Origin of the sequence: Alistipes muris, assembly GCF_943193205.1 — a bacterium.
Taxonomy (GTDB): Bacteria; Bacteroidota; Bacteroidia; order Bacteroidales; family Rikenellaceae; genus Alistipes; species Alistipes muris.
Genome location: NZ_CALPDD010000012.1, coordinates 44,626 through 67,378 on the forward strand (window position 1 = coordinate 44,626; position 22,753 = coordinate 67,378).

A 22,753-nucleotide genomic window follows, 5' to 3' on the forward strand; every position below is an offset into this window, starting at 1 on the left:
CCCGGGCGGGTAGAGGTCCGGGAAGCGGGAGGACCGATAATTTTTAATTTTTCATTCTTCATTTTTAATTCAGCGCATTATGTTTCTCCTCCCTCTTGCCTATCTGCCTTCGGTCCGCTACTTCGCCTGCCTGATGCAGGGCGGGTGCGTCGTCGACCTGGGCGAGCATTTCATCAAGCGCTCGGAGCGCAACCGGGCCCGGATTCTTGCGGCCGACGGGACGATGGAACTGACGGTCCACGTGGCGCATGCCAACCGTCCCCGGCAGCCCGTGCGCGACGTGCGGCTCGATTATTCCAAACGTTGGCAGCACCAGCATTGGGGGGCGCTGGTCGCTTCCTACAAAGGGTCGCCCTATTTCGATTTCTATGCCGACAGGCTGGCCCCCTTTTACGAGCGGCGTTTCGATTTTCTCGCCGATTTCAACCTTGGGCTGCTCGAATGCCTTTGCGGCGCGGCGCGGATTCCCATGCCCGCGGTGAGCGAAACCTATGTCGAGGCCCGGCCCGGCGACTGCGATCTGCGGCCCAAAAACGCCGAAGGCCCGGCCTTTGCGGCCGAGCCTTACGTGCAGGTCTTCGCCGACCGTCAGCCGTTCGTCCCTAATTTGTCTTTTGCGGATTTGCTGTTTGCGGAAGGACCGGAGAGCTCTTCGGTGCTGGGGCGCTGTCTATCAGCACGGTAGTGCTGTCGCGCAGCTTTCCGGCCCGGACTTTCACCTCGGCCCGGCCCGTCAGCGTCACCGTGTCCGAACGATATTGGCAGTCGGCGTATCGGGTCAGTCTTACGGTGTCGCCGCCGATGGTCATCAGCGGTTCGCCTGCCGAGCTGTAGACGCGGAACGTCTGTTGCGGCGAGGTGCGGTGACTGCTGTGTTTCCCGGCGATGTGCAGTGTCGGTTCCTCCTTGTTCCACATGGCTTTGTAGAGGTAGTAGGCGTCCTTGCGGCGCCGGCGGTCGATGGTCATCAGCCCCATGGCGTTGGTGCCGTTGTGTCCCCGCACCGAACCGAAGTCGAACATGTTCTCGACCCAGACGCCCCACAGCAGCGAGTCGTTTTGCAGGCAGCGGGCGTATTCTTCGTGGAAAAGGGTCTGGCGTTCTTCGGGCATCCGGTGCGTCGTGGGCTTGTTGTGCAGTGGCACCGACGCGTGGCCTATGACGCCCGGGGCGCCGTATTGGATGGCCGAGCGGAGGTGCGACCAGCTTTTGCCTAATTGTTCGAGCCAGATGTGCAGGTCGTGCGGATGGCCCTTGGCCCAGCCTACGGCCTGCCGCCAGACGATCATTTCGGTGATGAAGTTGATGTCGCCGTTCTTGTCGCTCACGGCCACCGTCGGGCGCGAGGGGTCGAGCGTGCGGGCCGCGTCGTGGAGCTTGCGTATGTAGGGGCGCACGTCGTCGCCCGTGTTGCGCAGGCGCGAGAAGATGCCCCACATCACCACCGAGGGGTGGTTGAGATTCTGGGCGACGATTTCTTGGAGCTGCTGCAGCCCGTTCTGCTCGAAAGCGGCCGTGGCGTAGTAGGCCGCATCGCTCAGAAACTGGGCCCGCTGCAGGGGCGTGTCGATCCACACCAGCATGCCCGTTTCGTCGCAGCGGTCGTAGAGGTGCCGGGCGTGGGGCATCACGGCCGAACGCAGGGCGTTGGCTCCCAAGGTGCGGATTTCTTCGAGGTCGAGGTCATAGTCGGCGGCGGTCAGCGTTCCGGCCGACAGGGCGTTGTCGTGGTAGAGCACTACGCCGCGCACGGGGATGTTCCTGCCGTTGAGCAGCAGCGCGCCCGGCGTGGCCTTTATCTGACGGAAGCCCGTGCGGACCGACACCCGGTCGGAACGGCCGTTTTTGCTCACTTCGACGTTGACCTTATAAAGGTCCGGGTGTTCGGGCGACCATAGTTGGGGGTTCGGCACCGTGTAGGCGATTTTCAGCGGCCGGCCGTCGAGTTTGGCGTGCATGATGCGGTCAGCGAAGACCTTGCGGCCGTCGGGCGCCGTGATGTCGACCGCCACCGTGCAGGCCGTCTCGTTCTTGGAGGTGAGGTGGATTTCCAGTTCGCCCTCGGCCTTTTCGCGGGTTGCGGTCCGCTGGTGGACCAGCACGCCGTCGGTCCCTAAGTAGAGGGGCGACACGGCCGTGCGTTCGGTGACGATAAGTTCGGCTTCGCGGTAGAGACCGCCGTAGAAATTCATCTCGGCCGAGGTGGGCAGCACGTTGGTCCGTGCGGCGTTGCTCACGATGACCAGCAGCGAATTGTCCGTGCCGAAGCGCAGCCTGTCGGTAATCTCGAACGTGAAGGCGGTCGCACCGCCGCGGTGTTCGCCCGCATGGCGGCCGTTGACGAAGAGGTCGGTCACGTTCTGCGCGCCGTAGAAGCGGATGAAGACCCGTTTCGAGGCCCATTCGGCCGGGATGCGCAGGTCGTTCTGGTAGAGCCCCGTGGTTTCGCGCAGCGAGCCTTCGGCCGTCGGGTTGTTGTTCCAGCTGTGGGGCAGCGTCACGAACCGGGCGTTGTCGCTGTTGGGTTCCGAGGCGTAGAAGAAGCGCCAGCCCTCGTTGAGCGGATAGATTTCGCGGGCCCCCAGCGGCAGGGCCCAAAGCAGCAGCAGAGCGAGCAGGATATCTCTTTTCATGATGATTCGGGTTTTCCACAAAGGTAGTGCAAACCGGGGGGAATGCCAAATTTGTCGGGGCGTTCTGCGGAAAACAGGGTGGAATTCGCAATAAAATGCCTATCTTTACCCACAATTTGCCGCTTTGCCGTGAATACGATCGACCTTATCGTTTGTCTGGTGCTGGCGCTGGCCGTGTGGAACGGGTGGCGCAAGGGATTCATCGTGCAGGCCGGGTCGCTCGTGGCGCTCGTCGTCGGGCTGTGGCTCGCCGTGCGCTTCGGCAAGCCGGTGGGCGAGTGGCTGCATTTCGACCCCCTGGTACGCTCTGCGGGCGGATTCATCGTGCTGCTGCTGGGGTGCATCCTGCTGGTCGCCATCGTCGGGCGGATGTTGAAGCGACTTTCCCGTTTCGCCGGATTCGGGTGGCTGGACACCCTCCTGGGCGTGGGCCTTTCCATTTTGAAATACATGCTGGTCGTCAGCGTATTGTTCGCCGCGTTCGAGAAACTCAACGTCGACTATTGGCTGGTGGACAGCCGGACCATCGAGACATCGAGAAGCTACCGCCCCGTGCTGCGGCTTTCGGGGCTGATTTTTCCCTATGCGGAACGGCTCGGCGAGCAGCTGCCGCAGGCGGACGAAAAGCAGGACGCATAGCCTATGGAACGGAGTTTTTCGGGAGTGGTGGTCCGCGCGACGGGCAGTTGGTTCGAGGTGCTGGCCGGGCAGGAGACGGTGCGCTGCCGTATCCGGGGGCGGATGCGGCTCAAGGGGGTGCGGTCGACCAGCCCCGTGGTGGTCGGCGACCGCGTGGCGTGCGAGCGCGACGCTGCCGGGGACCACGTCATTACGGCCGTCGAGCCGCGCCGCAATTATGTCATCCGCCGCGCGTCGAACCTCTCCAAGGAATCGCATATCATTGCCGCCAACGTCGACCAGGCGCTGCTCATGGCGACGCTCCGCCAGCCCGAGACGGCGCCGGAGTTCATCGACCGTTTCCTGGTCACCTGCGAGGCCTACAAGGTTCCGGCCACCCTCGTGCTCTCGAAAGCCGATTTGCAGGAGCCGCAGGCGCTGGCCGAATTCCGGGCCGTCTACGAATCGGCCGGCTACCGGGTGCTGACGGTTTCGACCGCTACCGGCGAGGGGGTCGGCGAGGTCCGCGAATTGCTGCAGGGGCGGACGACGCTCGTTTCGGGCAATTCGGGCGTGGGCAAATCGACCCTCGTGCGGGCCATCGACCCTGCGCTCGACATCCGCACGGGCGAAATATCCGAAAGCCACGGCAAGGGACGCCACACGACCACTTTTTCGACCATGTATCCGCTTGCCGGAGGAGGGGCGGTCATCGACACCCCGGGCATCAAGGGGTTCGGGCTCATCGACATCGACGAGGGCGAGCTGTGGCACTATTTCCCCGAGATGATGCGCACGGGCCGCGACTGCCGTTTCTACAACTGCACCCATACCCACGAGCCGGGCTGCGCCGTGACTGCGGCGGTGATGCGGGGCGAAATCGCGCCGATGCGCTACGAAAGCTACCTCAAAATGCTGGACGACGATGACAAATACCGCAAATAAGGACACGGCGTGGTACGAGGAGCGGATCGCTTGCCTGGAGGAGTTCATGACCCCCGAGCGTGCCGGTCTGTTCCGCCGGACCCTGGCACAGCGGACGCACTACATGACCGTGCTGGCCGAGAATACGTTCCATCCGCAGAATGCCGCGGCGCTGATACGCCATTGCGAGGCGTTCGGCGTACAGCGGATGCACACCGTCGAGAGCTTCTGCGAGTTCCGCCCGGCCGCGGCCGTGGTGCGCGGCACCGACCGCTGGGTCGACGTCTGCCGCCACGCGTCGAGCGCCGAAGCGCTCCGCGCGCTCAAGGCCGAGGGCTACCGCATCGTGGCCACCACGCCCCATCGCGAAGACACGACCCCCGAGACGTTCGACGTCGCACGCGGGCCCTTCGTGCTGGTCTTCGGCACCGAGCACGCCGGGATTTCCGACGAGGCGATCGCCGCGGCCGACGAATTTCTGCGCATCCCCATGTGCGGCATGGTCGAGAGCCTCAACGTGTCGGCTTCGGCCGCCATCCTCATCTATCAGCTTTCGCAGCGCGTGCGGCGGCAGGTCGGGGCGTGGGCCATGACCCCGCAGCAGCAGACCGAAACGCTCTACCGCTGGATGCTGCGCAGCGTTGCCGATGCCCCGCGCATTCTCGAACGGCGGTTCGGCGACGGGCCGGAGGATGGGGTTTCGGAAGCGTCGGGTTCCTTGGAGCAATCGTAAAGTGCCAAGGTCTCAGACCTTGCGCCCGGGGCCGGCTCGCGCTTTTGGCGCGACCCCCGCAGCCGGCCCGGGCGAATGCAGCGGGGCTGTCCGGTTCCGCAGTCCATAACACGAAATTTTTCACTTGTATGAATATTCTTCGCAAACGGTTTCTTGCCCATGTGGCGCAGACGTCGCTTTCGCCGATGCTGGTAGAGGTGGCGCGGGCCGAGGGCACGTTTTTCTATACGCCCGAGGGCAAACCCTATTACGACTTGGTGGCCGGAGTGTCGGTCAGCAACGTAGGGCATGCCAATCCTGCCGTTGTCAAGGCCGTGCAGGAGCAGGCTGCGCGCTACATGCACGTGATGGTCTATGGCGAGCTGGTCGAAACGCCGCAGGTGGAGTATGCCGCCCGTATCGCGTCGCTGCTGCCCGGCGGGCTCGAAAGCGTCTACTTCGTCAACTCGGGGGCCGAGGCGGTCGAGGGGGCGTTGAAGCTGGCCAAGCGTTTCACCGGGCGCACGGAGCTGATTTCGATGCGCCGGGCCTATCATGGCTCGACCCACGGGGCCATGAGCATGATGGGGGCGCCCGAGGGCGAGGAGTGGAAGAATGCGTTCCGCCCGCTGCTGCCCGATGTGCAGTCCATCGAATTCAACGATTTCGGCGAGCTGGCGCGGATCACGACCCGCACGGCCTGCGTGCTGGCCGAACCCGTGCAGGGCGAAGCCGGGGTGCGGCCGCCTGCGCCCGGTTACCTCGAAGCCCTGCGCAGGCGCTGCGACGAGGTGGGGGCGCTGCTCGTGTTCGACGAAATCCAGACGGGAATGGGGCGCACGGGCGCCATGTTCGCCATGCAGAAATATGGCGTCGTGCCCGACATCGTTTGCCTGGCCAAGGCGTTCGGCGGCGGGATGCCCCTGGGGGCATTCGTGGCGCGGCACGAAATCATGGATACGTTGCAGACCGACCCTGTGCTGGGCCATATCACCACGTTCGGCGGCCACCCGGTCTGCTGTGCGGCAGGTCTGGCGGCACTCGATTATTTGCTGGAACACCGCGTTGTGGAGGAAGTCGAGCGCAAGGGTGCGCTCTACGAAGAGTTGCTTGCCGACCATCCGGCCGTGCGCGGCATCCGTCGTTCGGGGCTGTTGCTGGCCGTCGAGCTGGGGGCTTCCGAACCGCTTTACCGCCTGATGGAGCTCTTCAAGGAGGCGGGCATCATGAGCGACTGGTTCCTCTATTGCGACACGGCGTTCCGCATTTCGCCGCCGCTGACCATTTCCGAGAGCGAGATCCGCGACAGCGCTGCGCTGATACGGCAGTGCCTGGATGAATTAAAAATGAAAAATTAAGAATTAAAAATCAGGAAGTTACGCCCGGTTTTACGCTCCCTGTGCCTTTTGTTGCTCCGAGGAGCAAGGCGGATTCGTATTGCTTTTATGAAATTCGCCTTTCAGGCGGGCGGGCCGCAGCCTCTCCCGGCGGAGGCCCGCAAGCATCCGGCTGCCGCCGGGCGTGCTCCGCAGGCTCCGGCCCGAATTCCCGGTATCCCGTCATTGCGAGGGACGCTGCGACGACGGTGCTATTCCTCCGCAAAGGCCTTGAGGGCGGCGATTTCGGCGGCCCAGCGGCTTTCGTCGGGCGTTTCGAGAATCAGCGGAATGCCGTCGAAACGGCTGTCGCGGGCGATGTAGCGGAAGCACTCCCAGCCTATTTTGCCGTCGCCCAGCGGGGCATGGCGGTCGACCCGGCTGCCCAGGGGTTTCATCGCATCGTTGAGGTGCATGCCCCGCAGGTATTGCAGGCCCACTACGCGGTCGAGTTCGGCGAACGTGGCGTCGCACGCCGCGGCCGTGCGCAGGTCGTAACCCGCCGCAAAGGCGTGGCACGTGTCGATGCAGTAGCCCACGCGCGTCTTGTCCTCCACCCGCTCGATCAGATAGGCCAGGTGCTCGAACCGGAATCCTAAGTTGGAACCTTGCCCCGCCGTGTTTTCGATGACGGCCGTCACGCCGTGCGTGCGGTCGAGGGCCCGGTTGATGGATTCGGCGATGCGGTCCAGACTTTCCTGCTCGGAGATTTGTTTGAGGTGGCTCCCCGGGTGGAAGTTGAGCCGGTCGAGTCCCAGCTCCTGGCAGCGGAGCATCTCGTCGTCGAACGCCGCGCGCGACTTTTCGAGCCCCTCGGCTTCGGGATGCCCGAGGTTGATGAGGTAGGAATCGTGCGGCAGTATCTGCGCCGGGGCGTAGCCGTATTCTTCGCAGGCACGGCGGAATGCGGCGGTCTCCGCGTCGGTGAGCGGTTTGGCCATCCACTGGCGCTGGTTCTTGGTGAAAAGGGCCAGCGCCGTGGCTCCGATGGCGCGGGCATTGGCCGGGGCGTTCCATACGCCGCCCGAGGCGCTTACGTGGGCTCCGAAGAATTTCATTCTTGCGAGGTGAAAGGTTGAACGGTTGAAGGTGCGCAGGCTCGGTCGGGGACCTAACCTTGTTGCAAAAATAAGATTTCTGCAAATATTTTCATAAATTTGCGGTTGAAATTCCATCATCCCCTGTTCTATGAAATTCCATTCGCTGCTTTTGCTTCTGCCGGCGCTCGCCGCGGCGCCCTCCGCTTCGGCCCAGTTTTCCATCGACGAGGTGGATGCCCGCCAGGAGAACGTGACGTTCCGCGACCCGGTCAAGTCCACGCCGGTCGACGTGGCCTATTTCAACAGGGCCCGCTACCGGGCCGAGCGGGCCGCCATCCGCAAGGAGCGCAACAAGCTGGAGTTCGGCGGCGGGCTGCAGGGCGCGCTCACCTCTTACAACGACCCTTGGATCAAGGTCTCGGGCGGTGACAACTCCATCGCGCTGATGGCCAATCTGTTTCTGAACCATACATATACCAAGAACCTCTTTTCCGTCGAAACCAAGTTCATCGCCAAGTTCGGCTACAACCGCATGAAGGTCGAGACCAAGACCGACGACGGTTCCACTTCGAGCAACGGTGTGTGGTTCAAGAACCAGGACGAATTCGACCTCTCGGTGGCACCCTCGTTCAAGATGACGAAAAACTGGTCTTACGGAGCCATCTTCAAGTTCCGCAGCCAGTTCGCCAACGGCTACATTTCGCGTACGCAGCAGGAAGATTTCGAGCGCAAGAGCGCTTTCATGGCGCCGGGCTACCTCGACATCTCGCTCGGTATCACCTACAAGTGTCCCAAGCCCAAGTTCCCTATCGTGGTCAACATCTCGCCCATCGCCTTGAGCGCCGTTTTCGTGGAGAGCGCTCAGATTCGCGAGAACAAGTGGGACAAGAAGGAGGGTTGGCAGACCTACGGTCTGGCCGGACCCGACAAGTCGTCGAAGTACGAGGGCGGTTCTTCGGTGCAGATCGACTTCGACCGCACGTTCGGCCGCAAAGGTATCTTCCGTTACCGTACGTCGGTCTTCTCGTTCTACGGTTGGATCACCGACATCGGGCAGCGCAACAAGATTTCGGACTATTCCGACTACATGCACGCGCTCGACGAGTGGAACAACACCGAGAACGCGCCGATTTCGGCCAAGCCCAACCTGCCCATCCACCCGACCGTGCGCTGGACCAACACCATCGACATCAAGGCGACGAAGTACCTTTCCACGACGCTCAACTTCGAGCTTTACTACAACCGGGCACAAAATGTGGACGTGCAGACCAAGACGTTGCTGAGCGTCGGATTGGCCTACACTTTCAAGAATAAATAATGTACAACAATTCCATACGGACCGTTGTCTTCCCGCTGCTGCTGGCGGCCGGGGTGGTCGCCGGCGCGGCGCTGGGGCTCTATGCCGGGCGCCATTCGGGCGTGCCGCAGGCGTTTCTGCCCCAGGAGCGTGCCGACAGCAAACTCTTGCAGACCCTTTCGCTCATCGAGAACAAGTACGTCGACCCGGTGCCGATGGATTCGCTCGCTGAGCATGTCATCCCGCTTCTGGTCGGCGAGCTCGACCCCCATTCGGTCTATATTCCCGCGGCCGAAATGGCGGCCATGAACGAGTCGCTCGAAGGCGAGTTCGACGGCATCGGCGTGGTTTTCAACATGGCGACCGACACGGTTATCGTGCTGAACGTCATTGCGCAGGGTCCCAGCGACAAGGTTGGGGTCCGGGCGGGCGACCGCATCATCGAAATCGACGATTCGCTGGTCGCCGGGCGCAAGATTCCGCAGAACGACATCGTCAGGCGTCTGCGCGGGCCGCGCGGCACGACCGTGCGTCTCGGGTTGGAGCGGCAGCGGATTCCCGAGCTGGTGGAGGTGGAGGTCGTGCGCGGCGCCATCCCCATCAAGAGCATCGAATCGGCGTTCCGCATCGAGGGCAGCATCGGCTACATCAAGCTGGGCCAGTTCGCCCGGACCACCGCGGTGGAGATGCGCCGGGCGCTCGCCCTTTTGCGCGCCGAGGGGGTCGACCGGCTGATTTTCGACTTGCGCGGCAATGCCGGAGGGTTCCTCGACCAGGCGATTGCCGTGGCCAACGAATTTCTCCACAAGGGGCAGCTGATTGTCTACACCGAGGACCGCAACAAGGAGCAGCTGCGCGAGTATGCCGACGGAACGGGCACCGCCCAGGAGATGGAGGTCGCGGTGCTTATCGACGAGGGGAGCGCTTCGTCGAGCGAGATTCTGGCCGGGGCGTTGCAGGACAACGACCGCGGCACCATCGTAGGCCGCCGTTCGTTCGGCAAGGGGCTTGTGCAGCAGCAGGTTCCCTATCCCGACGGTTCGGCCCTGCGTCTGACCACGGCGCGCTACTACACCCCTACGGGCCGTTCGATTCAGAAGCCCTATACCATCGGCCGCGATGCCGATTACGAGGAGGAGCTCTGGAACCGTTACCGCAACAACGAGTTTTTCTCGGCCGACAGCATCCGTTTCGCCGATTCGCTGCGCTTCGTCACTCCGGGCGGCAAGGTGGTCTACGGCGGCGGGGGCATCATGCCCGACTTCTTCGTCCCGGCCGACACGACCGACGTGACGGATTATTTCGTGGAGGTTGCGGGCCGCAACATTCTCTATCGCTATACCATCGAGTATGCCGACCGTCACCGCGACGCGCTCAACGCCGTGGAGACCGTCGCCCAGCTCAAGGAGCTGCTCGACAGCGACAAAACGCTGGTCAACAGCTTCATCCGCTATGCGGTCCTCAAGGGCGTCGAACCGCAGTACGCCGAAATCGCCCGGTCGCGGCGGCTTATCGAAGCGCAGCTGAGGGCCTACATCGGGCGCAACACCAAGTTGGAAGATACGGGTTTCTACGCCAACATTTACCCTGTGGACAAGGTGATAGGGCGGGCCATCGAAATCTTAAACGACAAACAGACAGATGATTAAGAAACTTATCGGAATGCTCTTTTCGGCGGCCGTCATCGCCGTCTTGGTCTTCACGGTCCTCGGGCGCGACCGCTATCGTTCGATGATCGGGAACGTGGATTTTTCGCTGCCGTCGTTCATGCGTTCGCAGCCGGAAGCGGAAACGGAGCCGAAAGCCAAGGCCGCACGGAACGCCGTGGCCGCTCCGACCAAGGCTGCGGAGGAGTCCGACGCCGAGGCCGAACCCGATTATCTGGAGGAGGACGAGCTGCTTACACCCGACCTCTTTTCGTCGGACGATTATTGATTTCCGTTTCGTTCGCGGCCGCATATTTTTTTGCCTATTTATTTGATTGCTCGCATGTATTTTTTATTTTTGCGGCTATAATCATTTATCCAGCGGAAAGACGACCGCCCCTGCGGGGAGGGGTTGGTGAATATCAAAGCGATAGAGGGCATGAAACGTATACTCTTGTTGTTGGCGATTGCCGTGACAGGTGTTCCGCAGGAACTCTGTGCGCAAAAGGCCGCGATAAAGACGAACCTGGTTTCCGATGCTTTTCTGAATGTCAATCTTGGGGTCGAGACGGGTCTCGCTCCCAGATGGACTTTTGATCTTAGGGGAGACGTCAATGTCTGGACGCTGTCGAACGACAGGCGCTGGCGGCATTGGGCCGTGCAGCCCGAATTCCGTTATTGGTTCTGCGACCGTTTTTCCGGTCATTTCTTCGGCCTGCACACCCATGGAGGACAATACAGTATCGGAGGATTCGACGGCCGGTTCAACCTGCTGGGCACCGATGCGCGCAAGCTCAAGGACGCCCGGTTCCAGGGTTGGTTCGTGGGCGGCGGGGTCGCGTACGGCTACACGTGGATACTGGGTCTCCATTGGAACCTGGAAATGGAGGTGGGCTTCGGCTATTCTTATACCCGTTACGACCGGTTCCGGTGTTCGGGATGCGGGAAAAAGGTCGAAACGAACCGGCCGCATCATTACGTGGGGCCTACCAAGGCGGCCATTAACTTGGTTTACGTGTTTTAGGGCGCAATGAGCTGGAAAAGTACGATATTCATCCTTGCGGTTCTCCTGGGATCGGGAGCGGACGGCCTGGCGCAGGAGACGACCGCCATCGTCCCCGGTGTCGCCGTCGAGCATTTCAAGGTGAACCGGAACGGCAAGTATCTCACCGTGGAGTTAGGCGTGGATTTGGCCGGGCTCGACGTGGCCTCCAACCGGGCCGTGCTGCTCACGCCGCGTCTGGTCAGCGGAGCGGATTCGCTCGACCTGCCGTCGATAGGCGTATATGGACGCAGACGCTATTACTATTACATGCGCAACGGCATAAGCGACATCCTGGGCGAGCAGGAAGCTGTTTACAAGGCGTCGCGGAAGCCGGACAACATGGATTATCATCGGCTCGTCCTTTACGAAGAGTGGATGGACGGGGCCGCCCTCAAGTTCCACCGCCGCGACTTGGGGTGCTGCCATGAAACATTGGCGCAATACGAGGGCGAGCTCGGACATTACAACGAGGTCTTCTTCCCGGAGCTGGTGTTCGTGCGTCCCGAAGCCGAAATCACGAAAACCCGTTCGCTGTCGGGAGCGGCCTTCATCGACTTCCCGGTAGACCAGACCGTGATTTATAGGGGGTATCGGCGCAATGCGGCCGAGCTCGGCAAAATCAAGGCCACCATTGATTCCGTGCGCTACGACAAGGACATATCCATCGTCTCGGTGTGGCTCAAGGGCTACGCCTCGCCCGAAAGCCCCTATTGGCACAACCGGGATTTGGCGATAGGGCGCACCCGGGCGCTCAAAAGGTACATCCGGAACCTGTACCATTTCTCCGACAACCTCATTCGCACGGAATACGAGCCGGAGGACTGGAAAGGGCTGCGGCGATACGTGGAGCAGTCCGACATCGGTCATCGCCGGGAAATCCTCAGAATCATAGACAGCCGGATGAACCCGGATGCCAAGGAGGCGAAAATCAAGCGGACCTATCCCCGGCAGTACGATTTTCTGCTGTGGCATTGCTATCCGGCCTTGCGGCGTACGGAATATCGCATTGATTACAAGGTGCGCAGCTACACCGATCTGGAGGAAATCAAGCGTATCTTCGTGGAGCAGCCGTATAAGCTGAGCCTGAACGAGTTCTACCTCGTGGCCCGGACCTACGAGCCCGGCACCGCCGAATTTACCGAGGTGTTTGAAAAGGCGGTGCGTCTCTTCCCCCGCGACAAAACCGCCAACTTGAACGCCGCGAATGCCGCCATGCGCCGGGGCAACCACGACGCGGCGCGCAGGTACCTGGCCAGGGCGGGCGATTCGGCCGAGGCGGTCTATGCCCGCGGTGCGCTCGCCATCCGCGAGAAAGATTACGGGACGGCGGTCCTTTATCTGGAGAAAGCCGCCGGCATGGGGTTCGAGAAAGCCGCGGCGACGCTGGAGGAGCTGCGGGAAAGAAAAGGATACAAACAATATATCGAATAGTTTTTTTTCAAAAACAAGTGTAGTAATGAAACTCTCGGGTTTATTGGGGTGCCTGGCCGCCGTGGCGGCGTTCTGCGCCTGTTCTGAAAAAGAAATGCCGGGCGGTGCGAACGATTCGGAGGACAGCGGCCGTTTCCTGGCTGTCGAAATGGCGAATCCGGTAACGAAAAAAGCGTTGGCCGACGATTACGAAACCGGTTCGGACGCTGAGGACAAGGTCTATTCTCTGAGGCTTTATTTCTTCGACAGCGCCGGTCAGGCGGCTGCGGTAAGTCCCGGTGCGACCGTCAATTATGTGGATTGTCCGGAGGTCGGAGACCCGAAGGGCGCGGACGCCGCGGAGAAGAAGCTGCAGGCCGTTGTCATGGTCAGTACGGGTACGGCCAGCATCAGCAGCCTGGTCGCCGTCGCCAATTACGAAATCGCCGGGCTCGGAACCGAGGCTCTCTCCCTCGCGGAGCTGTGTCGGAAAATCGGCGCCTACGATTCGCCGCAGAAAGAGAACGGGGCCGACCCGCATTTTCTGATGACGAGTTCTTCGTATGCCGGGGCAGAGGGGTTGGTCGTCGTGACCGAAATAAAGCCGTCGCATCTTTGCGAGACGGAGGAGCTGGCCAAGGAAAATCCCATAGTCGTTCATATAGAGCGCGTTGTGGCCAAAACAAGGTTGAGGACTGCATGGACCGGCGGCATCGTCACGAAAGGCGGGGTGATCTACAACGGCCAAACCTATGTGGCGGTGGCGCTGAAAGACCACAGCGGCCAGGAAATCAAGTCCGGCGGCAATCAGGTCTACGCCCTCTTTACCGCATGGGACGTTACCGGCACGGTCGACAACTCCTACCTTTTCAAGAAAGTCAATACCCCGGCCGCCTGGAACTTAGGCTGGATTTGGAACAATTCCGACTTCTTCCGCTCCTATTGGGCCATGAACCCCGACCGGGTGACGCTCGGATATGTCAGGTATAGCGACATCGCGCAGGAGGTCGGGCCCAAGGGTGCCGCCTATTGTCTCGAAAACGCCGCCGACAATTTCAGCGACGGAACCAAGAGCAGCTACGACCCTGCCGCGCAGACCAGCAACCGCACGCAGGCAATCATTGCGGCCGTGTTGGTGACCGTCGACGGCAACAACCAGGCAACTCCGGTCGACCTGGCCAGATGGGCGGGTATGGATTACACGGAAGCGGGTGCGAAGACCGCCATGCTGAACACCGTGTCGACGGATATTTATGTAAAGGAGGGAAGCGGTTTCGTTTCCATCAAGCCGGAGCACGTGCGGTTCGTCACTGCTACGGCCGCGGGGATGGCCGACGACAGTTCGGAGGAGAGCCCCCGATACTTGAGCTGCCTGCAGCTGACCGACGCGGCCAGGAGCCTGCAGTTTTATGCAAGCGCTTCGGATGCCGCCACGCTGACAGGCAGCCAGGTCGACGGCATGCTCAAAGAGATACCCGGGGCCAAAGTCTGGAAGTCCGGCCTGACCTATTATTATACGGACATCCGGCATCTGGGTGCGGCCGAGACCAAGGGCCTTTACGGCGTGGTGCGCAACCACATCTACGACGTCAATATCAACAGCGTGGTCGGTCTGGGCACTCCGGTCTATGACCCCGACGAGGTGATTGTCCCGCAAAAGCCGGACAAGGACGAAACGTACATCGCCGCAGAAGTCAAAATCCTCGCATGGAGGGTGGTCGACAACGACACCGATTTGGAGTGGTAATTACAGGAGAGGGCGGTGGAGCGCGTGTGGCGGCCGCGGTTTCCTTGAAAATTTCAGTATCAGGATGAATACATGGTATCATATTCGGCGGCTTTCGGTGGCGTTGACTGCGTTTGCCGCGCTTGTATCCTGCAATGGCTTTGTCTATGAGCAGGAGGAGGATTGCACGGTCTATTATCGGGTCAAGTTCCGCTATGACATGAATCTGAAGTTCGCCGACGCCTTTGCCCACGAGGTGAAGTCCATCAGGCTCTGCGCGTTCGACATGGAGGACGAGCTGGTGTGGGAGAGTTCCGAGCAGGGCGAGGCGCTCGCGGCCAGGGATTACGTCATGACGCTGCCCCTCGACCCCGGCAAGTACCGGCTGGTCGCATGGTGCGGACTGGGCGACGGAGCGTCTTTCTGCTTGCCGGACGCGGAGCCCGCGCGCGATCCCCGGGACCTGCATTGCCGGATGAACTGCGTTTCGGTGATCTCGCCCGAGAGTTCGGACGGTGTGAAGCAGCCCGCTTATTCCGACCGGGATTTGCAGCCGTTGTTCCATGGCATGATGGAGGTGGAGCTGCCCGACAATCACGACGGGGGAGAGTACATTTATGAAATGTCGCTCACCAAGGATACGAACGTCTTCCGTGTGGTGTTGCAGCATCTTTCCGGCGAGGACATCCACCCGGCCGACTTCGAGTTCAGCATCGAGGACGACAACGGCTGGCTGGCGTTCGACAATTCGATACTTCGCGAGGAGCCTGTCGTGTATCGGCCGTGGAAGGTCTATTCCGGAGCGGCGGGTGTGGAGAAGGGCCGCGCCATCACTTCCGTGCAGGTCGCTGTGGCGGAGCTGACCGTGAACCGCCTGGTCATGAGGGACTGGACGAAGTACAGACAGCCCATGCTGACCATCCGCTCTGCGTCGGACGGCAAGCTGATCGCTTCCTTGCCCGTCATTGATTACGCCTTGCTGGTAAAGGGCGCGCACCATCAGCAGATGGACGACCAGGAGTATCTCGACCGCGCGGACGAGTACAACATGACTTTCTTCCTCGACCGGAACGACAACTGGGTAAGTACCGTGATCCAGGTCAATTCGTGGCAGGTAGTGCTCAACGATTCGGGTCTGGATTGAGCAGGCGTTTTTTCGGTAGGATAAAATGAAACTTATGTCGCGACATATCCTTTGGATGGCTCCGGTGTTCTGTCTCGTCTTGACGCTGGGGGCCTGTCAGCGGAAAGCGGGTGCCGATACGCCCTCCGGTGCCGACGGTACGGTGACGCTCGTGCTCAATACGGAAGTTCTCGGGGCGCCGCGCTCCGGGGCGGACGACGGTTTCCCGGACGAGGAAAAGATGGAGACGCTGCGTATCGTCATCCTGCATGCCGACGGTACGGTGGAGTACAACCGTTTGCTGGATTTCGGCGCCGGTTTGCAGACCGCATGCACGCAGCTCGTCAAGGTGAGGGAGGCCGAGACGAAGGCTGTTTATCTGATAGCCAACGAAGCGAGCGTTCCCGGCTTGGGCAATATGGAGCTGGACGGTTTCGCGGCAGGCGACGCCGGGTTCGGGGAGAAGGTCGGCAATCTCTCTTTCGTCCCCGACTACGCAGGCCCTTCTATCCCGATGAGCGCCATGTACGAAGTGGAGGTCGGGCAGGCGTCGAAAGAGTGCCGGTTCTACTTGGTGCGTGCCGCCACGAAATTCACGTTCCGTTTCAAGAACATGCGCAGCGGCCCGGTTACGGTAAACAGCATTGCGGTTTCGGACATTGCAGGCCATACCTATCTGATGCCCCGCAAGAAGAGCCCGACGATGCGGTTTCGGGAAGCGGACGGGAGCGAAAGCGAACTTTTCTGGATAACCTGGCTGAAAAGGGTGTCGGACGAATCGCAGCGGAATCCCGACGACAGGGAGCTGGCGGACAAAAGAGGGTGGATCATGGACTACGACATCCCTGCCGGGACGCTTTCCGATAGGGTCACGGTTCCGGCGCCGGACAATTTCCGGGTGGCCGGATTCGCATACGACATGGAGGTGCCGAAACCCGGCACGGCCGTCTATCCGGCGTTCTACCTCCCGGAAAGCAAGAGTTTGAAAGCGCCCGGCGGCAATCCGGACGGCGAGCAGGCCTACACCATGACGTTCCGCTTGACGGACGACAACAACATGGAGCAGGTGTTCAGCCGTCCTTTCGGCAACCTCAAAGCCCTTTTCCGCAATACGCATGTCGTGGTGGATGTCACCTTTCAGGAAAAGGAGGTACAGGTCGATGTGATTCCTTACAGCGAAGTGATTCTCGAACCCGAGTTCGGATTGTAGCTCATAGCAAGCGTAGAAAGATGAAGCGTTTTATATTGTGTCTCCTCGTTTGTTCGGCGGTCTTTGCAGCCATGGGCTGCCGGGACGATTTCATGGCCGACGGCCTCGCCGAAAAAGGCATGGCCCGGGTGTGCGCCACGGTGGATTTCAAGCCCATGTCTGTCGGACTTGTGCAGACACGGGCCGCCGGCGATGCCATCAAGGAGATTTCCAGCCTTCATGTGCTGTTGTATGATTATCAGAGCGGCAAGCTCGTGAAAAGTTATTCGGTCGCGGATTACAAGGCTTCGGAGATGGACCGTGCCGACGCGGATGCCGAGAACGGGGTGAGCGCCGAGTCCCGGACCAAGCGCGTCACGTTCGAGCTGCCGGAAAAGATCGCTTTCGGCAGATATCGCATGTACGCGGTGGCCAATATCCCCGATTTGCTCGAAGTCCATGCCGGTGCTGTCGGCACCGTGGCGGGGCTCAAGAGCCTGCCGCTCACTTGGAACGCCACCGACATGGCCGCCAACGGTCAGATGATCGGGTATTTCACGAAGACTTCTTCGGTGCAGCCGGAGGACCAGCCGCTCGAATTGCATGAAAATACCCTCAACCTGCATGCGTGGCTGCGCCGCGCGGCTTCCAAAGTGACCGTCGCCTACGACGGCAGCGGGTTGAAAGAGGGCGTTTTCATCTATATTCAGTCGGTGCAAATCAAGGACATACCGCAGCAGTGCTATCTCGGAAAGGACAATAACGTCGGTGCCGCAGGCTATGCGCTGGATTTTCCCGCGAACGGACCCGACATGCCCGACGGCGAGACGATCTATTATCACGACGGCGGCCATTCCGACGATTTCGATTGCGACGACGGCTGCAAGGGCCATTGCATCATGGTGGGTGCTCCCTACTTGGGTTCTCACGGCGAGACCGATCCGGCGCTGTTCTTTTACGAGAACATGCAGGGCACGGGCAAGGACAAAAGGCAGGACGCCGACGGCGACGGTGTGCTGGATGCGCCCGGGCTGCCGAACGACCCGGACAAATATCCGGATTACAAGCTCAAGGACGACAAGACCTACGGTACATACATAGAGGTCAAGGCGCGCTACATCTCCAACAACTCCGAGAAGCTGGGCAACGGTCCCATCACCTATCGTTTCATGTTGGGCCAGGACGTGATGAAAGACTACGACGCCCGCCGCAACTGCCACTACAAGGTGACGCTGAAGTTCAAGAATTTCGCCAACGAGGCCGACTGGCACATCGAGTACGAGGAGCCCGAGCCGGGCGTGATGGCCCCCGAGCCTTATTATATTTCCTATCTCTACAACCACTCCATGATGTATCCCATCAAGGTGGCGACGGGCGGCAGGAAAATCGAGTACATGAAGGCGGAAATCATCGACAACCGCTGGGCGCCCCACAACGCCGAGCCGGAGGTTTATTACGACAAGATGGACCTGCCCGAGCAGAACCAGTGGAACGGTTTTCTGTCGCTCCACCAGACGATGCAGACGGTCATCTTCGGAACTACCAACGAGTTCTATTACAACCAGATTCCCAAGCGGGGCGAGCGCGAGTACCGGGATTTCGACGAGGGGGAATTCGCCACGGCCGGTTCCGAAAGCACCGACACCTACCGCGTGGTGAAGCATCCGACGGAGGCCGACACGTACAACATCTACATCCCCATGTACACGCGGGCCAAGCAGCTCATAACGACGACGGGCTACACCGGCAACAATCCCTACGTGGCGCACCAGCGGAAAGCAATCGTGAAGATTACCACCAAGCTGGAGGGGTTGAATCCGCCTTTCGAGAACATCGTGCATATCTACCAGGTCCGCCGGATCGTGAACCCCAAGGGGATTTACCGCAGCAGCGGCAACAACAAGTCGTTCCATGTGGTCCTGAAGCGGCTGCCGGAGGAAAACGCGGAGCGTTTCGAGACGTTCCAGTCGGACGGTCCGTGGCGGGCTTATGTCGTGAGCAGGCACAACGGCGACGGAATTACGCTCTCGGGCCGTTCCGGCAAGTCGGAGCTGGTCAGGAACGAAGATCCGGTCTACGGCGACATCGTGCACGGCAAGACAGGCAGTACGATAGATTTCAACGTGGATTTCAAGGGCGGAAGTCCCGGTGCGAACCGCTATGCCATCATCCGGGTCGAGTACCACAACTATACTTGCCAGCATCTGATTTTCGTCAGACAGGGGAACGAGCCCGACAATCTGCTCGACGGCGATGTGCTGTGGTATGCCGAGAACATGAAGACCCGCACGGAGCGGGCGCATACCCCCTTGGAGGAGGGTTCGCTGTTCAAGTTCGGCAACTGGGACGACCCCATCGACGCGCTGAACAACAGGAATTCCAAGGCCCCCTGGATTCATGTGGAGCCCGAAGACTTCAAATTGTCTCCGGCCGACGGTTTGGTCATCGCCGGTACGGGCGAGACTAAGCAATGGGACGAAATCCCGTTTGCATCCGTATCGGAGACCTTTGCGGACCCCATGTCCGACATGCGGGTGGCCCAGGATGCCGATTATCGGGTGCTGTTCGAGAGCGAAGAGATAGAGCAGGGCTACGGCGTTCTCTACGGCGACGATGCGGTGGCGACCGCCGACCATATCGACGAGGTCTACGGCTATGACTACACCCATAACAGCGAGGGCCGTGGCATGCGCGGCTGCTTCGTCTATAACAAGGTGACGGGCAAGAACCTCTTTTTCCCGATCGGCGCTTCCGGTTACGGGCACCGAAGAAACGCGGAGCATGGAATCCTGAGATATTCTTCCGGCCGGCAGAGTTACTACCCGTTGCCCGGAGTGAAGGATTGCCCGCTGTTTTACGACATTTTCAGACGACCTGGCGGAGTGTATTGGTATAATAGCTTGGTAAATAGTTGCTTGGGCTGGGACATCAACTACTTCACCTTCGATTTCAACAGCATCGGTTATGCCAATGTCGCGAGTGGCAAGGACGCTTGTTTCGTGCGCTGCATCAAGAAAGAACCATAGCCGCGTCTTGCTGCGTTTCGTAAAAAGGCGGTCCCCAGCATCCGGGGACCGCCTTTGAGCTTGCAGGGGCGGGGGACTATTAATAATATTTGATTTCCTTGCCCTCGATGGCCGACAGCAGGTTGTTCGCGGCCGACGAAGCGCCGATGCGGAACAATTCGGTCGTGAGCCACTCCTTGCCCAGGATTTCCTCGACGATGGTGTAGTAGAGCGCCGCATCTTCGGCCGTGCGGACGCCGCCTGCGGCCTTGAAGCCGACCTTGCGTCCGGTCTTGTTGTAGAAGTCGCGGATAGCTTCGCACATCACGACCGCGGCTTCGGGCGTCGCGGCCACGTCGATTTTTCCGGTCGAGGTCTTGATGAAGTCGGCGCCCGCCAGCATCGAGAGAACCGACGCCTTGCGGATGAGTTCGGGGGTTTTGAGCGCGCCCGATTCGATGATGACTTTCAGCACCACGTCGCGGTCCATCTCCGAGCGGATGACCTCCACTTCGTTGGCCGCTTCGTTGTATTCGCCCGTGAGCATCCGGCCCACGTTGAGCACGATGTCGATTTCGTCGGCTCCGTTCTCGATGGCCATGGCGACTTCAAGCGCCTTGACTTCGAGGAACGTCTGTGCCGCGGGGAACCCTCCGGCGACCGACGTGATGCGCATCGGCGTGCCGTCGATGGCCAGCCCCACGGTCTCTACGAACGAAGGGTAGATGCAGATCGACGCCACGTTGGGGATATGGGGATATTTGCCGTAGAACTCGGCGGTCTTGCGGGCGAATTCCGTCACGGAGGTCACCGAATCGTTGCACGACAGGGTCGTGATGTCGATGGCCGAGTAGCAGAATTTGTAGACTTCGGCGTTGTGGTTGCGTTCGGCGAGCTTGCGTATCTGCGCCACGCGTTCTTCGACTTCCGCCGCGCTTTGCGCGGGGGCGTATTCGCTGAGCTGGTTTGCGTATTCCATAGGTATGCGGTTCGTTGGTTTGTTCTTGAAAACGGCTGCCGGCATGGTCCGGATAGTGCAAATGTAGGAAAAAATAATTGATTTTCCGCATGCGGCATGCCTGCAAAAAAAGCGCCCGGGTCGCATGTCCGGGCGCTTTTTTCATGGTCGGCAGGGAAATTATTTCCGCAGCGCTTTCAGATTGATGTCCTTGGCGGCCTTGTCGGCGAGTGCCGGGTTCTTCGACACGGCGCTCTTGAGCTGTGCGTCGGCAGTGTTCAGGTCGCCCTCTTTCACTGCGATGACGGCGCGCAGGTAGTCGGCGTCGGCCGAGTTGTCCTTGGCGATGGCTTTCTTGGCGGCGGCCAGGTCGTTGTTCATCACCGAAGCAACGGCAGCGTTGTAGCCCTCAAGCGAGTTGGCGGCCGTCTTGTAGTCGCCCTGTGCGGCAGCCAGAGCAGCCTTGCTCTCGGCGTCGGCCGACTGAGCGTACTTCTTGGCTTCTGCGGTGCGGCCGTTGGCCAGGTTCGACAGCAGGAGGTTCTTGTTGAGCTCCTTCGACGAATCCAGCGAAGCGGCTTTCTCGAACGACTTCAGCGCCGAGGCTTTCTGACCGGCCTTGGTCTGAGCGACGCCGAGGTTGTTGTATACGCGTGCGTCGTTGTACTTCTTGGCGGCGGTTGCGAGGATCGAAACCTGCTCGTTGGCACCGTTGGCCAGCGTCTCGGCAGCGTAGAGGTATTCCTCGACGGTCAGGTCGTCACCGTTGCGGTAGGCGGCCATGATTTCGGCGTCGGTCTTGCCCTGGATGTCGGTGCTGTTGACGATCTGCGAGCGGCGCAGTTCGGGAAGAATGTCGCTCTTCAGTTCGTTGAACACCGAGGTCATGTTCTTGATTTCGCTCTCGCGCTGTGCGGGCGAGTTGTAGAGGCTCAGTACCTGGAGAATCAGGTTCTTGTCCTTGATGTCCGACTTCTCGACCAGCTCCTTGAAGCCTGCCCAGTCCTCACCGTAGGCTGCGGCGTCTATTTCCAGACCCGAGTTCTTCAGCAGTTTGGCAACCACTTTCTTACCCGATTCGCTGCGGGCTTTCGAGAGCTTGTCGTTGAACTTCTCCGGACCGTCGGGCGAAGCGTAGCCTTTGATGGCGATGTTCTGCGTAGCGCGGTCGTTGTGCAGGTTCTTGTCGACATTGTCCTTGAAGTTGCCGAGGTCGGCCTTGCGCTCGTTCTTCTTCGTCACAACCGACGAGTTGATGGCGTAGAGCAGGTCGGTCTTGTCCACTACGGTGGTCACACGCTTGTAGTTGTTGGCCATCGGCTCCATGATGTCGCCGTACTTGATGTCCTTCTGCAGGGTGTTCAGACCATAGGCTACGGTCAGACCGAATTCCTTGGCCAGCGCGGCCTTGGCAGCCTCGTCGTTGCCGGCGAGCACTTCCATCTGTTCCTTGGTGGCGATCGAGCCGTCGTTCAGGTTGACCAGCGTGAATTCCTTGCAGCCGCCGCTCGCGCACTTGATTTCGGCGCGGAGCTGGAGGGCGCACTGGTCCATGCGGGGATCGTAGGGGAATTCTACGTGCTGCGTGAAGCTGCCGCCGTTGTTGGCTACGACCGTGTAGTTTTCGTCTACGCTCGAGCCCTGGTAGAACTTGGGCGTGCCGGCCACTTCGCCGCCCTCGAATACGATGACGGGCGTAACTTTGACAACGGCTTTCTTATTGAAATAGCTTTCGGGGAACGTCACGTTGATGTCGGCGGCTACGAAGCCGTTGTTCAGCGTCAGCACCTCCGGATTGACGGTCAGGTTCACCTCGTCGCGGTTCTTGGCCATCTTCTTGAAGCAGTTGCAGCTCGAGAAAGCCAGCGCGCCGGCTACGAGCACGACGCTCAATTTCATGAAGTTTTTCATCTCGATAGAAATTTAATGTGTTTATTTTGTTGTTTGCCTCGTTCGGTTCCGTCGCCGGGTTTCCTTTTCGCAGGCGTCATGCCTGCTTTTTCCTCTTCGCCTCTCCCTCAAACAGGATGCCGCAGGGGAGCAGACAGGGC

The 22,753-nt window shown here is 60.4% G+C and carries 18 protein-coding genes; 14 read left to right on the forward strand and 4 right to left on the reverse strand.

Annotation, left to right across the window (positions count from 1 at the left end; all coding sequences use genetic code 11):
- Positions 1–79: 79 nt before the first annotated feature.
- Positions 80–685 carry a WbqC family protein gene (locus NFR47_RS07455; protein ID WP_251214944.1) on the forward strand — a complete coding sequence of 202 codons (606 nt, stop codon included), beginning with the start codon at positions 80–82 and terminating at the stop codon, positions 683–685.
- On the opposite strand, the gene NFR47_RS07460 is transcribed toward NFR47_RS07455, so the two are convergent.
- The gene (locus tag NFR47_RS07460) at positions 603–2,633 is read right to left on the reverse strand and encodes a glycoside hydrolase family 2 protein (protein WP_251214945.1); all 2,031 of its coding nucleotides are present in this window, start codon (positions 2,631–2,633) and stop codon (positions 603–605) included. The genes NFR47_RS07455 and NFR47_RS07460 overlap by 83 nt on opposite strands.
- A 129-nt stretch (positions 2,634–2,762) precedes the next feature.
- On the opposite strand from NFR47_RS07460, the gene NFR47_RS07465 reads away from it, so the two are divergent.
- From NFR47_RS07465 to NFR47_RS07480, 4 genes are all read left to right on the forward strand, one after another.
- Positions 2,763–3,272 carry a CvpA family protein gene (locus NFR47_RS07465; RefSeq protein WP_251214946.1) on the forward strand — a complete coding sequence of 170 codons (510 nt, stop codon included), beginning with the start codon at positions 2,763–2,765 and terminating at the stop codon, positions 3,270–3,272.
- Between the two features lie 3 nt (positions 3,273–3,275).
- Positions 3,276–4,196: a ribosome small subunit-dependent GTPase A gene (rsgA, locus tag NFR47_RS07470; protein WP_251214947.1), complete on the forward strand. Its 921-nt coding sequence runs from the start codon at positions 3,276–3,278 to the stop codon at positions 4,194–4,196.
- Positions 4,177–4,908: a TrmH family RNA methyltransferase gene (locus NFR47_RS07475; protein WP_251214948.1), complete on the forward strand. Its 732-nt coding sequence runs from the start codon at positions 4,177–4,179 to the stop codon at positions 4,906–4,908. Before rsgA ends, NFR47_RS07475 begins: the two co-directional genes overlap by 20 nt.
- Positions 4,909–5,036: 128 nt before the next feature.
- Positions 5,037–6,245, forward strand: a complete 1,209-nt coding sequence (locus NFR47_RS07480; RefSeq protein WP_251214949.1) for an aspartate aminotransferase family protein — start codon at positions 5,037–5,039, stop codon at positions 6,243–6,245.
- 230 nt (positions 6,246–6,475) lie between these two features.
- On the opposite strand, the gene nfo is transcribed toward NFR47_RS07480, so the two are convergent.
- On the reverse strand, positions 6,476–7,321 hold the full coding sequence (gene nfo, locus NFR47_RS07485; RefSeq protein WP_251214950.1) for a deoxyribonuclease IV: 846 nt from the start codon (positions 7,319–7,321) through the stop codon (positions 6,476–6,478).
- A gap of 130 nt (positions 7,322–7,451) precedes the next feature.
- Between nfo and NFR47_RS07490 the strand changes: the two genes are divergently transcribed.
- From NFR47_RS07490 to NFR47_RS07530, 9 genes are all read left to right on the forward strand, one after another.
- Positions 7,452–8,621 (forward strand): DUF3078 domain-containing protein, encoded by a 1,170-nt coding sequence (locus NFR47_RS07490; RefSeq protein WP_251214951.1) that lies wholly within the window; start codon positions 7,452–7,454, stop codon positions 8,619–8,621.
- Positions 8,621–10,249 (forward strand): S41 family peptidase, encoded by a 1,629-nt coding sequence (locus tag NFR47_RS07495; protein WP_251214952.1) that lies wholly within the window; start codon positions 8,621–8,623, stop codon positions 10,247–10,249. The genes NFR47_RS07490 and NFR47_RS07495 overlap by 1 nt, the downstream gene beginning before the upstream one ends.
- Positions 10,242–10,535, forward strand: coding sequence for a hypothetical protein (locus tag NFR47_RS07500; RefSeq protein WP_251214953.1), 294 nt, complete (start codon positions 10,242–10,244; stop codon positions 10,533–10,535). The genes NFR47_RS07495 and NFR47_RS07500 overlap by 8 nt, the downstream gene beginning before the upstream one ends.
- A 150-nt stretch (positions 10,536–10,685) precedes the next feature.
- The gene (locus tag NFR47_RS07505) at positions 10,686–11,270 is read left to right on the forward strand and encodes a DUF3575 domain-containing protein (protein WP_251214954.1); all 585 of its coding nucleotides are present in this window, start codon (positions 10,686–10,688) and stop codon (positions 11,268–11,270) included.
- Positions 11,271–11,276: 6 nt separating this feature from the next.
- Positions 11,277–12,722 (forward strand): DUF3868 domain-containing protein, encoded by a 1,446-nt coding sequence (locus NFR47_RS07510; RefSeq protein WP_251214955.1) that lies wholly within the window; start codon positions 11,277–11,279, stop codon positions 12,720–12,722.
- A 25-nt stretch (positions 12,723–12,747) separates the two neighbouring features.
- Positions 12,748–14,448 carry an Mfa1 family fimbria major subunit gene (locus tag NFR47_RS07515; RefSeq protein ID WP_251214956.1) on the forward strand — a complete coding sequence of 567 codons (1,701 nt, stop codon included), beginning with the start codon at positions 12,748–12,750 and terminating at the stop codon, positions 14,446–14,448.
- A gap of 64 nt (positions 14,449–14,512) precedes the next feature.
- Positions 14,513–15,571, forward strand: coding sequence for a FimB/Mfa2 family fimbrial subunit (locus NFR47_RS07520; protein WP_251214957.1), 1,059 nt, complete (start codon positions 14,513–14,515; stop codon positions 15,569–15,571).
- 34 nt (positions 15,572–15,605) lie between these two features.
- Complete coding sequence (locus tag NFR47_RS07525) at positions 15,606–16,760, forward strand: hypothetical protein (protein ID WP_251214958.1); 1,155 nt, start codon at positions 15,606–15,608, stop codon at positions 16,758–16,760.
- Positions 16,761–16,780: 20 nt separating this feature from the next.
- Complete coding sequence (locus NFR47_RS07530; RefSeq protein WP_251214959.1) at positions 16,781–19,765, forward strand: hypothetical protein; 2,985 nt, start codon at positions 16,781–16,783, stop codon at positions 19,763–19,765.
- A 79-nt stretch (positions 19,766–19,844) separates the two neighbouring features.
- Here the strand turns inward: NFR47_RS07530 and deoC are convergent, their stop codons facing one another.
- Both deoC and NFR47_RS07540 read right to left on the reverse strand, forming a co-directional pair.
- Complete coding sequence (gene deoC / locus NFR47_RS07535) at positions 19,845–20,723, reverse strand: deoxyribose-phosphate aldolase (protein ID WP_251214960.1); 879 nt, start codon at positions 20,721–20,723, stop codon at positions 19,845–19,847.
- Between the two features lie 159 nt (positions 20,724–20,882).
- Positions 20,883–22,601, reverse strand: coding sequence for a hypothetical protein (locus NFR47_RS07540; protein ID WP_251214968.1), 1,719 nt, complete (start codon positions 22,599–22,601; stop codon positions 20,883–20,885).
- Between the last annotated feature and the right edge of the window lie 152 nt (positions 22,602–22,753).